Source organism: Dehalococcoidales bacterium (assembly GCA_041652735.1).
GTDB lineage: Bacteria > Chloroflexota > Dehalococcoidia > Dehalococcoidales > RBG-16-60-22 > RBG-13-51-18.
In genome coordinates, this window is the sequence record JBAZGT010000030.1 from 1 (window position 1) to 12,832 (window position 12,832).

Below are 12,832 nucleotides of genomic sequence, written 5' to 3' on the forward strand. Positions count from 1 at the left end.
TCTTTTAGCACCTGGATAATCTGCTCTTCAGTGTACTTCTTGCGCTGCATTTCGAGTCCTCCCGTTCGCTATATTCTAGCAGAGAACTCTAAGAGCCAATGGCATTATTTACGGGGGAAAGGTCAAATTTATTCTTAGGTGAGGATTTATTACTATCTTTGGTTCCACAAGATGATAAAAATAAGATGCACGATTTTCTGGAAAATTTATATGATTCTGAATATGATAACTGTTTCCCAAAATACTTGGAGTTCTATAATCGACATTCAATTCAAAAAGAAGTATCTGTATCTTATAAAGATATTAAGCCTTCTTTTGATGCATGTTGGAATGATATCAACAGAAGGCATACTTTAGTTCATGGAAAGAACATGCTAGCAAGAATAAGGGACTATTTTAAGTCGCAATACAATATAGCGTTAACTACAAATATTTTTGTTGAACAACTCGTAAAAACAAAAAACAATGATGCGAGAGTTTTAGTATCATCGCTATTTAGATAGTTCTCAGCATGCCATTATGTCAACACTCAAAGAAGTTCCTGAATAAGCAGAATCGTGGGGCGCACAATATATGTTATGTCGTGTGACGTACGGGGGGAGATAGATTTACATAATAAAGGCGGGGCAAGGTGAGCAGCTTGTTCGGGGATTTTATTTGATGTCCAAAGTTTTCTTGATTAAAGTTTTCAGTTCGGAAAGTTTTTCCCGGGCGGCGGCAACAACGGGGTCGCGGTCTGACATATGCAAGAGCAAATTATCCAGCTCGGAAATGAGGAGATGAATTTCCACGTGTTTTCTGGTCCCGGTAGTTTTGCCGTCCTGTTTATCAGCGCGGTGGCGGACGTAGGCCTGGATGTCACGGGTAAGTCCGTACCTGTTCCCTGGGCTGACCGTTATTATCTGTAATAAACGCTTTCCTTAGATATACCGGAACGTTTTTACGCAGGTTAACGGGATTGGAAGGTGGGCTCGTCCCGATAGAATCGGGAGACCAATCCCGATATGAATCGGGACCACTCTGCCGCTTCGCTGCTAAAGTACATGGTGGGCTCGCCAGGGATCGAACCTAGAAGACCAATCCCGATATGAATCGGGACCACTCTGCCGCTTCGCTGCTAAAGTACATGGTGGGCTCGCCAGGGATCGAACCTGGGACCAAGCGGTTATGAGCCGCCCGCTCTGCCGCTGAGCTACGAGCCCCTGTGAAAATACACTCCGCCGCCGTCCCTACCACCCCAACTATTTTACCCTGACAGCATATCAATATCAAGCTGGCCACAAGGGGGAAAACGCAGTGATATTGCGGCGCCGCTGCGCTCATCGCAACGACACAAGTCACGTTTGAATTAGATTCGGATAAATAGTAAGATAAAGGTGGTCTGAAAGGCCGGGACGGGATATGATGGTTGACTGGGAAATTACTGCCACTACAATATTATGTGAAGCTGTGGGCGATGAGGTAACGCTGATTGTCTCCCGGGACGGCACTATAAAATGCAGCGGCCAACAGAAATACACCAAAGACAATAAAGAGGCCGCCAAGATTCTCAAGAAGAAGAGCAGGAAACTGGGGCGGAAGCTGGGCTGTGAGGGCACCGGGTGCGCCAGTGCCACCGGCTACCGGGACGGACTGTTAGGCAAGAAATGACGATACCGGATAACCAAGAAACGGCGGCCAGGCCAGTCGCCGCCGGGGCCAGGATTAAAATCGAACAGCTTTCCCTGTCCTTCGGCGGGGTGAAAGCGCTGACGGATATATCCATAGACATCAGGGACAAGGAGATACTGGCAATTATCGGGCCCAACGGCGCGGGCAAGACCTGCATCCTCAACTGCATCAACGGGTTCTACAAGCCGCAGGCCGGCGAGATATACTTCGACGGGCAGCACATTACCCGCATCCGCCCGGACAAGGCCGCCAAACTGGGACTGGCGCGGACGTTCCAGAACATCGAGCTGTACACCGGCCTGAGCACGCTGGACAATATCATGGCGGCGCGGCACGTGGTGATGAAGCAGAACTTCCTGGCCAGCGCGCTGTACTTCGGCTGGGCGCATAAAGAAGAGGTAACGCACCGCAAGACCGTCGAAGACATCATCGACTTCCTGGAAATAGAGTCGATCAGAAAGCAGACGGTGGGCATGCTCCCCTACGGCATGCGCAAACGGGTGGAGCTGGGCAGGGCTTTAGCACTGGAGCCGAAGGTGCTGCTGCTCGACGAGCCGATGGCCGGGATGAATCTGGAAGAAAAAGAGGATATAGCCCGGTTCATTATCGATATATTCGAGGGGCAGGGGGTAACGTACCCGGACACGCCGGTTTTAAGGGATGGGGTGAGCTGCATCGTGCTGGTGGAGCATGACATGGGGGTGGTGATGGATATAGCGGACCGGATTGTGGTGCTGGACTTCGGGAAGAAGATAGCCGAGGGCACGCCGGAAGAAATCAAGAACAACCCGCAGGTTATCGCCGCCTACCTGGGCGAAGAGAAGAAATAAACTTATCTTCTCAATAAGAAAGAAAATGCATACGGTACACATCGAAACAGACAGGCTTATCATCACTGTATTTGATGAAGACATGGCCGAGAGTGTTCACCTAAATTCGCTCGATGAAGATAACCGGAATTTTATACCGGATGAGGTGTTTGAGACAAAAGAAGATGCGTTGGACACAATTCATTACCTTATATCCTGCTACGGCAGTGAGAACGCCCCTCTGGTTTACCCCATATTGCTGAAAGACAGTCAACACATAGGTCATGTACAGGTAGCGCCGATTGGCCAGCGCTGGGAAATAGGTTATCATGTCGGGAAACGTTATACTCAAAAAGGATATGCAACAGAAGCGGTAAAATCTTTTTTACCGATGATTACGGAACAACTGGGACTGGATACAATTACCGGTGTTTGTCATGCCAATAATACGGCATCCCGCAAGGTGCTAGAAAAATGCGGTTTTTTACTTGAATTTGATGGAATGGAACGCTTACAGGGGAAAATTCAGCATACATGCCGTTATGAATGGCAAGCGCCAAAAAGGCGAGACTCCGTGGCGTAAGTTTATTCCCATTATCTTTCGTCAAGGGTGGCGGAAATACCCCACCGCCAGATGCTTCGTCCCGATAAAATCGGGACTCCAGCATGACAGAATGGTTACTCCCACTTACGCTCGTCAAGGATGGCGGAAATACCCCACACCAGATGCTTCGTCCCGATAAAATCGGGACTCCAGCATGACAACGGATTTTATTCCCACTTGCGTTCGTCAAGGATGGCGGGGGATTTTTCAGGGATAGTGCCGGGGGTACAGACTTCTATACGGTCGATTTTAATGCGGCAGATGTCCTGGAACTTATCATTTATGTCAAGTGATAATTTGCCGGTGTCAACCCCGGCGTCTTTCAGTTCCAGCTTAAGCGTCATTTCGTCGCGGTGGAGGCGGCGGCCAACGACTAACTGGTAGCGGGCGACCTGGGGGAAGGACATAATAGATTGCTCGGCCTGTTTGGCGACGATGAACATGCCCCGCACTTTTACCGCGTCCCCTGCCCTACCGATAATGCCGGTGAGGCGGTGGGCGGTGCGGCCGCAGGGGCACTTTTCCGTAATATAAGACGATAAATCCCCGGTGCCGAAGCGGATGAGCCCCCAGTTTTTATGGTGGAGCTGGGTGGTAACGATTTCCCCCACCTGCCCCGGGCCCAGCTGCTGGCCGGTCTCGGGGTCGATGATTTCCGTGACATACTCGTCCATAAGGTGCATACCGGACTTGTGGTTACATTCGTAAGCGATAGCGCCGCCCGGCTCCGTCACGGCGTAAGCCTGATAGGTGTCTATAGCATAGTCGTTTTCAAAGGTCCGGCGAAGGGAGGGGGGTAGCATTTCCCCGGTGAACCAGGCGCGTTTGACGGAGAAGTCCTGCTTAAAGCTTTTACCCGTTTCCTCAATACGTTTAAATATCGTGTTTAAAAAGCTGGGCGTACCGCAGAAACCGGTTACCCCGAGGTCTTTCATAACCTGTATCTGGAGGTCGGTATTGCCGGTGCCGGCCACCACGACCGTCGCCCCGCAGCCCCGGATGCCCTCGTGGAAGAGGATGCCGGCGGGAGACATGTGGTAAGTAAAGGTATTGATGACTACATCGCCCTTACGGAAACCGGCCGCCCAGAATGTTTTGGCGAACCACTTACAGCGGGAGGGCTGAATCTCATAGATGGGGCCGGGGGAAACGAAAACGCGCTCCACGCTGGCAACCGGCATGGTGAGGACGCCGCCGTAAGGCAGGGAGGCCTGCTGCATTTCCATGAGGTCCGTCTTGCGGGTGACGGGCAGCTTTTCCAGGTCTTTAACGGACTTAATTTGTGAGGGCTTTAAACCGGCGCCGTCCAGGAGCTTTTTCACGGCGGGGGCGCGGCGGTAAGTATAGGCGATGTGGTCGGACAGACGTTTTTCCTGGTAGGCGCGCCGGGCTGCCGGCGCCATGGTCTCCAGGTCATCGAAATACTCGTCCTTTTTAGCGCTTACAGCCATCGCTTTCTCCTCTTGTAGTGCTTGACATCGCGGTAGCTTTTCTTGGTGCCCAGGGCGGAAAGCCCCATGTAAAATTCCTTAACGTCCTCGTTATTCTTAAGGAAATCGGCGCTGCCGTCCAGCACCACCCTGCCGTTCTCCATGACATAGCCGTAGTGGGCGATACTGAGGGCGATGCGCACGTTTTGCTCCACCAGCAGGATGGAGGTCTTCTGCTCCGTATTGAAACGCTTAATGATATCGAATATCTCTTCCACCAGCAGCGGGGCCAGTCCCAGGGACGGCTCGTCCAGCATCATGAGCTTGGGGGTGGCCATCATGGCGCGGCCGATGACCACCATCTGCTGCTCGCCGCCGGAAAGATAGCCGGCCGTATTGCGGCGGAGGTCTTTTAGGCGGGGGAAGTAGTGATAGACCATTTCCAGGTCCTGCTTCACAGCGCGGCGGTCGCGGCGATTGTGGGCACCCACCAGCAGGTTTTCCTCGGCGGTGAGGTGCTCGAACACGTGGCGGCCTTCCAGCGCCTGGATGATGCCCAGCTTGCCGATATGCTCGGCGCCTTTTTTGTCGATGCGCTCCCCGTTCCACTCGATCGAGCCATCGGTCACGGCGCCCTCTTCAATGTGAAGGAGGCCGGAGATGGCTTTAAGGGTGGTGCTTTTGCCGGCGCCGTTGGCGCCGAGGAGAGCGATGATAGCGCCATCCTCCGCCGCCAGGGATACGCCGTGCAGTACCCTGATGACATTGAGATAGGTGACCTCAATGCTGTTCAGCTTGAGCATTTGTTTTTCCTGCTCCTTATTATAACCTAAAAGCCAGACCGGGGGGGAGCGGGGTGGGGGGCTTTTGCCCCTCCCCACCCCGAGATTCTTCGCTGCGCTCAGAATGACAATCCTATAGTGTTTCCCTATCAGGGGTGGTGTCTTCCACCCCTCCCCGCCGAGATTCTTCGCTGCGCTCAGAATGACAGTTGGTTATAAATCGCTCCTCCCAATTACGGTTATGGCTATTGCCCGAACCAGGAATAGTCCTCATATTTGATGAGGGGCGCTTCCACCCAGCCGGTGACAGCCACGATAGAGCCGCTCTGGACCTGCACGATGCGCAGGGACTTGCCCAGGCGGTTATCCCCGGAGACATAGCTTACCGGGCTTTGCAGGCCACCGACGTCATAACCTTCAAGCGTCTGGAAACCGTACTGTTCCACCGCTTCCCAGGCCTCGGCGTCGCCTTTGGACAGCACGTCATAGCCCACGGCGTCCAGCGCTTTCTGGAGAATTTCCGCGATGATGAGGCTCTGCGCCCAGGCGGCCATATAGTCGCCGTTATTCACGTCATCGGGGTGGTACATAGTGGCGTATTCCTTCATCTTGGCGATAGCCGGTGAATTATCCGTCCATTCCACGGTGGGGAAGACGCCATATACGCCTTCCGCGGCGCTCGCCCCGGCGAGGTCAACCACCTTCTTGGTCATGGCGGCGTGACAGAGGCCGAAGGTAACGCCGGGGAGCATATCCAAGTCCCTGGCGTTCTTGATGATAACGGACGCGGCTTCCGGAATGCTGGAGATATAGATAACATCCGGGTTCATAGCCTTAATGCGGGTGAGGGCATCGGTCTCGCTGGTGGTGGTGGCGGTGTGCTCAAAGCCCTTACCGTAGGAGCCGTCCCACAGAATCTCGACGCCGAGCTCATCGGCCATAGCCTTGGCGGCATTAAGCGCGCCGGCGCCGGTGGGGTTATTGAGCAGCATCAGGGCCATCTTAGGCTTGCCGGTACCCGTCCAGATATTATTTAGATAATACTCGGTGAAGGCGGTCCAGTCATCGCCGTAATCCGGCATCTGGCCGTAGATGTGCTGCGGCGGATGGTAGTTGGTGGGCGAGGAATAGGCTACCAGGCCGGGGAAACCGGCGCGGTTGGCAATTTCCTGGACATAGTTCATCTCGGTAGACGAAGAGGTGGTGAAGAAGATGCAGCCATCGTCCATGAATTTGTTGATGTCGATAACCGCCTGATCGGACTTATACTGGCTGTCCAGGTTCTCGGCATCGATAAGGTAGCCGTTGACGCCGCCAAGCTCCTCATTGATGTACTTGATGCAGTCCATGTTGCCATCGCGCAACGGGCCACCCTTGGAAGCGGCGGCGCCGGTGGTGGGCGTCATAATCCCCACCTTAAGCGTCTTGCCTTCCTTGCTATCAGAGGTGGTCGCGGAGTTGTCCGAGGAGCAGCCCCCGAACAGCGGCACGGAAGTTATAAGTAATACCAGGCAGATAACAGCGGTAATAACAAGCAGTTTTTTGTTTTTCATTAATCCCTCCTCAAGAAATATCAAGTAGTCATTAGCATTGGCTTGTTAAAGGCTACATGGTTAAATCCTCCTTCAGCTAATATGAGAAAGGCCACAAGCGGTAAGCGGCCTTGAAAAGCGCCCAGCGGTGCGCCAGCCCGCGCGGCTCCAGAATCAGGAACATGACCAGGATGAGGCCGAAGACAGCAGGCGCCACGCCGGAAGCGAAACCGGCCGGAAAGCTGGTGAAGGTATGCTCCAGCCAGGGCACCAGGTAAATAGGCAGCAACACTTTCTGGAGTAAGACGATAAAGGCGACACCCAGTATCGGGCCGAGGGAGGTGCCCAGGCCGCCGATGATAATCATGCCGATATAGAGAATCGAATCATTAAAGCTGAACTGCTCCGGGGCGAGGGTATAAGTGGTGTGGGCCATGAGAGAACCGGCAATACCGGCGAAGAAGCAGCCGATGAAGAAAGCCAGCAGTTTGTAATAAAGCAGGTTGACGCCCATGACCTCCGCGGCGAGGTCATTATCCCGTATCGCGATGAAAGCGCGGCCGACCTTGGTGCGGGCCAGGTTCTTGGCCAGGAAGATGCAGATGACGGCCATGACGGCCACCAGGAAGAACTGGCTGGTCTTGGAGCGGAAAACCAGCCCGCCGATGGAGGCATAAGGCACAGAGATACCGTTGAAGCCGCCGGTGTAACTCCAGTGATTGATGACCCAGATGATGATGAACTGAGCGGCGATGGTGGTGATGGCCAGGTAAAATCCCTTGACCCGGACCGACGGCAGGCCGAAGACGATACCCACCAGGCCGGAGACCAGCCCGGCGGCGAGGAGAGCGGCGGGGAACGGCACGCCCAGGCGGTTGGTGAGGATGGCGGAGGTGTAAGCGCCCACGGCAATGAAGCCGGCGTGCCCGATGGAAAGCTGCCCGCAGTAGCCCACCAGGATATTCAGGCCAACGGCGGCAATCATAGTGATGCCCATGGTGTTGATGACGCCCAGCCAGAAATTGCTTAAATAAAGCGGCATGGTAAAGAGAAAGACGAAGAAAACGAGCAGCAGCGTCCACTGCGTTTTGGTACGCACGATGGCCATGTCTTCCCCATAGCTGAAATTTCTGACCCCGCCGGGTAAAGTCATGCGCTGAATCCTTCTCCATCTCCCTTTAGCAAAGGGAGACGAAATTTACAGCTAATTATCGTAATCACCGGCAACTCCGATGCCGGCCAACCGCACAGGAAAGTCATGCGCTAAACCCTTCTCCATCTCCCTTTAGCAAAGGGAGACGAAATTTACAGCTAATTACCGTAATCACCGGCGATACCGATGCCGGCCAACCGCACAGGAAAGTCAATTATATCCTCTCTATCCGTTCCTCGCCGAAAAGCCCGTGAGGTTTAATGACCATGACGATGATGATAATCACGAAGGGGATAACATCCCGCACGCCGGACCAGAGAAAGCGCGTCAGGTAGCCGCCGCCCAGGCTTTCCGCCAGGCCGATAATCGGCCCGGCGATGATGGCGCCGCCGAAGGAGTCCAGCCCGCCGAGGATAACCACAGAGAAGGACTTAAGGCCGGTCTCCACCAGGCCGCCGGAAATACTGCCGATGCTGGAAATGAGGATGCCTCCTATAGCCGCTACCACGCAGGCGAACATCCAGGACACGGAAAACACCCGCGTCACCGGTATGCCGCAGGCCTGCACCGCCATCTGGTCGTCCGCGGTGGCGCGCATGGCGATGCCCATTTTATGATAGCGGAAGAACAGGTTCAACAACAGGAAGACAACAATGCAGATAACGATAACCCAGACGTATTCCTGGGAAATGACCGCCGAACCGATATGGATGACACTGCGCGGTAAGAAAGGCTTATCGCCGAAGCCGGCGGTGCTGGCGGGCCAAATGAAAGTGACAAGGCCCTCCAGGAAATAACCGATGCCCAGCGTCACAGCGATAAGCGAGAGAATGGGCTGTCCGATGAGGGGGCGGAGGGTAATACGTTCAATCAGGAAGCCGATAATGGCGGCGAAGATGATGACCAGCAAAGCGGAAACAACCGCCGGCAGCCCGCGGGAAACGAACATGGAGTAGTTGAACCAGGCAGATATAAGCACGATTTGTCCCAGCGCCAGGTTGGCCACGCTGCTGGACTTCCAGATGAGGACGAAGCTCAAGGCGATGAGGGCATAGACCATGCCCACCGAAATGCCGGTGATGACGAATTGCAGCAACTCCCCCCAGTTCATATCAGGAAGCCTCCCCCCGCATACTTCTAACCTGAATGCCGGTGGTCACCACGCCCTTGCGGCCGTCCCGGTAGGTAACGGGCGCCTGGACATCTATCCGGTCCAGACCGCTGTATAAAGCGTCGATCAAGTCCTTATAGCGCTGCTCCATGAACTCCCGACGCAGCTTGCGGGTGCGCGTCAGCTCCGCCTCGTCAGGGTCAAACTCTTTATGCAGGAGAACGAACTTGCGCACCCGGGACGCCTCCGGCAGGTAGCCGTTAACGCGCTCCAGGTCCCGGCGCAACAGGTCCGCCACCTCTTTTTTCTGAGACAAGTCCACGAAGGTGGTGTAAGGGATACGATTGCGTTCCGCCCACTTGCCCACCATAGCGAAGTCGATATTCAAAATGGCGGAGACGTAATCCTTGTCTTTCCCGCCGATGACCATAGCATCCTTGATATAGGGACTAAAGCGCAGACGGCCTTCGATGTACTGCGGGGCGTACTTGGCGCCGGACTTCAGCAGGCCCATGTGCTCCAGCCGGTCCATGAAAATAAGGTGCCCCTGATCGTTGAGATTGACGGCGTCCCCGGTATGGCACCAACCGTCGATTAGTGTAGTCTCGGTCTTTTCCGGGTTTTTATGATAGCCGATGAACATGCAGTCGGACGTGACCAGCAGCTCACCTTCGGCGGTAATACGCAAAGACGTTCCCAGCGCCGGGCGGCCCACGCTTTCAAACTTAATTTCGCCCTTACCGTGGGAAGAGATAAGGCCGGCCTCCGTGCTGGCGTAGCACTGCCGCAGCTCCACCCCGATGGCGTGAATCAGGCGGAAAGTGTCCAGGCTTAAAACCGAACTGCCGGTGACGGCAAAACGCACCTTGTTCAGTCCGAGGCGGTCTTTAAGGGGGCGGAAAAGCAGCAGGTAAGCGATGCCGTGCAGGACGCGCCAGAACAGGCTGGGGGTATGGCCTGCGAACTTCATATCGGCGATTTTGTGGCCCACCGGCAGCAGCAGCTTATAGGCGAGGCGCTTGAGCCAGTAGGCGTCCAGCATCTTGACCTGGATTTCACTGACCAGCCCCTCCCACTGCCGCGGCCCGTAAATGACGAAGTTCGGGCCTATTTCACGGGTGTCCTCGGCGATAGTTTCCGGCTCCTCCGGGAAGTTGAGTCTGGCGCCGGTCAGCAGGTGGGGAATGGTGGCGAAATAGCTGTCCCCCACCCAGGCCGCCGGGAAGTTGGAAATAAGGTTGTCCCTTTCGTCCATGGGATAGCGGTCAATAAAGCCCCGGGCGGTGGTGATGAGGGCGCGGTGGGTCATCATAGCGCCCTTGGGCAGACCGGTGGTGCCGGAGGTGTAGTAGATGAAAGCCACATCATCGCCACGACCGGCTTCCAGATTGCTTTCAAAAAGGCCGGGGTGGGTTTTTTCATAATCCTTGCCCAGTTCGATTACCTGGTTGAAGCTGATAAGCATGGGGTCGTCATAGTTGCGCAGGCCCTTGGAGTCCCAGTAAATCACCTTCTGTAAAAGCGGCAGATCCGACTTGATTTCCAGGAACTTATCCGTCTGCTCCTGGTCGTTGACCACGGCGAATTTCGCGTCCGAGTGCTCGGCGGTATATTTGACCTCCGACGGGATGGAGTCCACGTAAATGCCGGTAGCGATGCCGCCGGCCGCCTGCACGGCGAACTCGCTCCAGAACCACGGCGGCTCGTTATCGCCGATAATGCAGGTGACATCGCCGCGCCGGAGGCCCAGCCCGATCATGCCTAATGAAAAGTACTTAACGTTATCGTAGTATTCCCGCCAGGTGTAGCGGCGCCAGATACCGAACATTTTCATGGACATGGCGGTGCGGTCGCCCCACCTGTCCCGGTTGCTCTTGATAATCTGGGGAATCGTTTCTCTTTTTTCCATTTAATAAACAGACCCGTAAACTAAATTGCCTCCCGCGTTGGGGAGGCAATTTGTAATCGTTGCTTATAGCTATAGCCAGTCTAATAATTCAGTAACGAAACCTAAACCCTCCCGCGCGCACCTCCTGTGCGCCCGCTAAAGATGAACTTCTGTTGTTCCACCTCGGGGCAAGGGATAGCTATATGTTTCATATAACGAGACCAGCTTACCACAGATAAAACGAGGCTGTCAATCAAGGGAGATGAGCTTTACCGACCTTTCCCCCTTTAATTCCCCCTCTCCGCTGGCAGAGAGGGGGAAAACGGAGGAGGGGTAGTTTTTTGCCTTGATGATGTGGTTTCAAGATTTAAACTGTTACCCCGTGACCACGGTGGTGCCGGTGGCTTTGGCGATGAGTTTGCCCGCCTGGTTGGTGACGGTCATTTCCGAGACACCAATGCGCCGGCCGCTTTTTAGCACGCGGCACTCTGCGGTGAGGGTGTCCCCGGGGGCGGCACCGGAAATCAGGTGGATATTGAACTGGGAGGCGATGGAGGGGCTGACCAGCGAGTTGGTGGCGTAAGCGAAGGCCTGGTCCGCCACGGCCATGACGATGCCCCCGAAGACCATGCCGTTAAAGTTCAGGTGCTCCGGCGTGAGCGTCATGGAGATTTTGGCGCAGCCGGGCGTCAGCTCCACCAGCCTCATTTTTAAAAAGGAAGCTATAGGCTCTCCGGCTTCCGCGGCTCTGAGTTTGGCAACATTATCTTCCGGCACTTTGGTCTCCCCTTATGCTAAAATTACGCTTCATTATAGCATAAGGAGAGAAGAGAGGAGACAGTTTGCAGTTTACAGTTTGCAGTTTATAGTTAATAGTTAATAGACTCCTCACCATATCCACACTCCCGCATTCCAGCTTGCGCTGGAATGACAACTGTTCAGAGGTTGACAAAGGGGGGCGGGATACGTCCATAATAAAAGCCAGATACTATGCCTTAAGGAGATTATGATGTCCGTTTACTTAATGTTAACCACCCTTACCGACGCCGGGAGGAAGGCTTTACAGGATGACCCCGAGCTGCTCAAGCAAATCAACAAAGAAACGGAATTCATGGGGGTAAAGATACTGACCCAGTACGCCCTGCTCGGGCAGTACGATTTTATCAACATCCTGGAAGCGCCCAGCAACGAGGCCATCGCCAAGCTGGCGATACGGCTGAGCGCCAGGGGCACCACCCAGACCTTAACGCTTACCGCCATACCCATCGACGACCTGGTAAGCACCCTGAAGAACCGGGAAAGCCCGTGGTAAACATCCACTAGAAAGTAAAAAATCGGCGACCGTACGGTCGCCGATTCAGGACAAGCTACAGTTAGCGCAGCGGCTAGGCGTCTTTCTTGCTGTAATGCGCGCCCTTCCGGCCAAAGAACTCTTTAACGGCGTTGAACATGCCGCCGATATTCAGGTACCAGATTACCGCCACCGGAAAAAGAATTACCGGTATCGCGATTATCAGGGCAATCAATATCTGCCATTCCATTTATGTTTTCCCCCAACAACGGATGAATAAGGGACTATATTATGCCGTATATATTATGTCAACTATTACTTAGGCTCACCCTGGTGGGCCAGTCGCCTGGCTTTAGCTTCCCGCCTGGCGTGAAAAAAGCCGCCGGCGTTAGTGTGCCAGACGTAAGCCGCCGGAAAGAGAATAATCGGTACCGAGATAATCAGGGCGATGACGAATTCCCATTTCATTAAAAATGCCTCCGGTCGAAGGGTTACCGGGTGACGGGGACGCTGCGGCCAGGCATAATACCGCCGCACCCAATGCAACCTTCATCTTAATAG

At 54.4% G+C, this 12,832-nt stretch carries 14 protein-coding genes and 1 tRNA gene; 5 read left to right on the forward strand and 10 right to left on the reverse strand.

Annotation, left to right across the window (positions count from 1 at the left end; translation table 11 throughout):
* The first annotated feature begins 98 nt into the window (after positions 1-98).
* Positions 99-503 (forward strand): hypothetical protein, encoded by a 405-nt coding sequence (locus tag WC370_09830; GenBank protein MFA5309765.1) that lies wholly within the window; start codon positions 99-101, stop codon positions 501-503.
* A 624-nt stretch (positions 504-1,127) separates the two neighbouring features.
* Here WC370_09830 and WC370_09835 read toward each other — a convergent pair.
* Positions 1,128-1,202: transfer RNA gene (locus WC370_09835), tRNA-Ile, on the reverse strand.
* Between the two features lie 199 nt (positions 1,203-1,401).
* Here WC370_09835 and WC370_09840 point away from each other — a divergent pair.
* From WC370_09840 to WC370_09850, 3 genes are read left to right on the forward strand one after another with little or no spacing between them, the layout of a single operon-like run.
* Complete coding sequence (locus tag WC370_09840; GenBank protein ID MFA5309766.1) at positions 1,402-1,650, forward strand: hypothetical protein; 249 nt, start codon at positions 1,402-1,404, stop codon at positions 1,648-1,650.
* The gene (locus WC370_09845) at positions 1,647-2,501 is read left to right on the forward strand and encodes an ABC transporter ATP-binding protein (GenBank protein MFA5309767.1); all 855 of its coding nucleotides are present in this window, start codon (positions 1,647-1,649) and stop codon (positions 2,499-2,501) included. Before WC370_09840 ends, WC370_09845 begins: the two co-directional genes overlap by 4 nt.
* Before the next feature lie 25 nt (positions 2,502-2,526).
* Positions 2,527-3,063, forward strand: a complete 537-nt coding sequence (locus tag WC370_09850) for a GNAT family N-acetyltransferase (protein ID MFA5309768.1) — start codon at positions 2,527-2,529, stop codon at positions 3,061-3,063.
* Positions 3,064-3,251: 188 nt separating this feature from the next.
* Here the strand turns inward: WC370_09850 and WC370_09855 are convergent, their stop codons facing one another.
* From WC370_09855 to WC370_09885, 7 genes are all read right to left on the reverse strand, one after another.
* Complete coding sequence (locus tag WC370_09855; GenBank protein ID MFA5309769.1) at positions 3,252-4,535, reverse strand: AMP-binding protein; 1,284 nt, start codon at positions 4,533-4,535, stop codon at positions 3,252-3,254.
* A complete protein-coding gene (locus tag WC370_09860; protein ID MFA5309770.1) occupies positions 4,526-5,317 on the reverse strand; it encodes an ABC transporter ATP-binding protein in 792 nt (263 codons plus the stop codon). Before WC370_09860 ends, WC370_09855 begins: the two co-directional genes overlap by 10 nt.
* A 224-nt stretch (positions 5,318-5,541) precedes the next feature.
* Entirely contained in the window at positions 5,542-6,849 is a 1,308-nt protein-coding gene (locus WC370_09865; protein MFA5309771.1) for an ABC transporter substrate-binding protein, read from the reverse strand.
* Between the two features lie 76 nt (positions 6,850-6,925).
* Positions 6,926-7,981, reverse strand: coding sequence for a branched-chain amino acid ABC transporter permease (locus tag WC370_09870; protein MFA5309772.1), 1,056 nt, complete (start codon positions 7,979-7,981; stop codon positions 6,926-6,928).
* A gap of 214 nt (positions 7,982-8,195) precedes the next feature.
* Positions 8,196-9,092: a branched-chain amino acid ABC transporter permease gene (locus WC370_09875; GenBank protein ID MFA5309773.1), complete on the reverse strand. Its 897-nt coding sequence runs from the start codon at positions 9,090-9,092 to the stop codon at positions 8,196-8,198.
* A gap of 1 nt (position 9,093) precedes the next feature.
* On the reverse strand, positions 9,094-11,001 hold the full coding sequence (locus WC370_09880) for an AMP-binding protein (GenBank protein MFA5309774.1): 1,908 nt from the start codon (positions 10,999-11,001) through the stop codon (positions 9,094-9,096).
* A gap of 354 nt (positions 11,002-11,355) precedes the next feature.
* Positions 11,356-11,757 carry a PaaI family thioesterase gene (locus WC370_09885; GenBank protein MFA5309775.1) on the reverse strand — a complete coding sequence of 134 codons (402 nt, stop codon included), beginning with the start codon at positions 11,755-11,757 and terminating at the stop codon, positions 11,356-11,358.
* 232 nt (positions 11,758-11,989) lie between these two features.
* Here WC370_09885 and WC370_09890 point away from each other — a divergent pair, with 232 nt between their 5' ends.
* On the forward strand, positions 11,990-12,292 hold the full coding sequence (locus WC370_09890) for a GYD domain-containing protein (GenBank protein MFA5309776.1): 303 nt from the start codon (positions 11,990-11,992) through the stop codon (positions 12,290-12,292).
* A gap of 73 nt (positions 12,293-12,365) precedes the next feature.
* Here the strand turns inward: WC370_09890 and WC370_09895 are convergent, their stop codons facing one another.
* The gene (locus WC370_09895; protein MFA5309777.1) at positions 12,366-12,521 is read right to left on the reverse strand and encodes a hypothetical protein; all 156 of its coding nucleotides are present in this window, start codon (positions 12,519-12,521) and stop codon (positions 12,366-12,368) included.
* 65 nt (positions 12,522-12,586) lie between these two features.
* Complete coding sequence (locus tag WC370_09900) at positions 12,587-12,739, reverse strand: hypothetical protein (GenBank protein ID MFA5309778.1); 153 nt, start codon at positions 12,737-12,739, stop codon at positions 12,587-12,589.
* Positions 12,740-12,832: the final 93 nt, after the last annotated feature.

Excerpts from the sequence above, each read along its gene's own strand:
- WC370_09880 (MFA5309774.1), bottom strand. The coding sequence starts at position 11,001 with ATGGAAAAAAGAGAAACGATTCCCCAGATTATCAAGAGCAACCGGGAC.
- WC370_09895 (MFA5309777.1), bottom strand. The coding sequence starts at position 12,521 with ATGGAATGGCAGATATTGATTGCCCTGATAATCGCGATACCGGTAATT.
- WC370_09850 (MFA5309768.1), top strand. The coding sequence starts at position 2,527 with ATGCATACGGTACACATCGAAACAGACAGGCTTATCATCACTGTATTT.
- WC370_09875 (MFA5309773.1), bottom strand. The coding sequence starts at position 9,092 with ATGAACTGGGGGGAGTTGCTGCAATTCGTCATCACCGGCATTTCGGTG.
- WC370_09830 (MFA5309765.1), top strand. The coding sequence starts at position 99 with ATGGCATTATTTACGGGGGAAAGGTCAAATTTATTCTTAGGTGAGGAT.
- WC370_09865 (MFA5309771.1), bottom strand. The coding sequence starts at position 6,849 with ATGAAAAACAAAAAACTGCTTGTTATTACCGCTGTTATCTGCCTGGTA.
- WC370_09840 (MFA5309766.1), top strand. The coding sequence starts at position 1,402 with ATGATGGTTGACTGGGAAATTACTGCCACTACAATATTATGTGAAGCT.
- WC370_09890 (MFA5309776.1), top strand. The coding sequence starts at position 11,990 with ATGTCCGTTTACTTAATGTTAACCACCCTTACCGACGCCGGGAGGAAG.
- WC370_09855 (MFA5309769.1), bottom strand. The coding sequence starts at position 4,535 with ATGGCTGTAAGCGCTAAAAAGGACGAGTATTTCGATGACCTGGAGACC.
- WC370_09870 (MFA5309772.1), bottom strand. The coding sequence starts at position 7,981 with ATGACTTTACCCGGCGGGGTCAGAAATTTCAGCTATGGGGAAGACATG.
- WC370_09860 (MFA5309770.1), bottom strand. The coding sequence starts at position 5,317 with ATGCTCAAGCTGAACAGCATTGAGGTCACCTATCTCAATGTCATCAGG.
- WC370_09845 (MFA5309767.1), top strand. The coding sequence starts at position 1,647 with ATGACGATACCGGATAACCAAGAAACGGCGGCCAGGCCAGTCGCCGCC.
- WC370_09900 (MFA5309778.1), bottom strand. The coding sequence starts at position 12,739 with ATGAAATGGGAATTCGTCATCGCCCTGATTATCTCGGTACCGATTATT.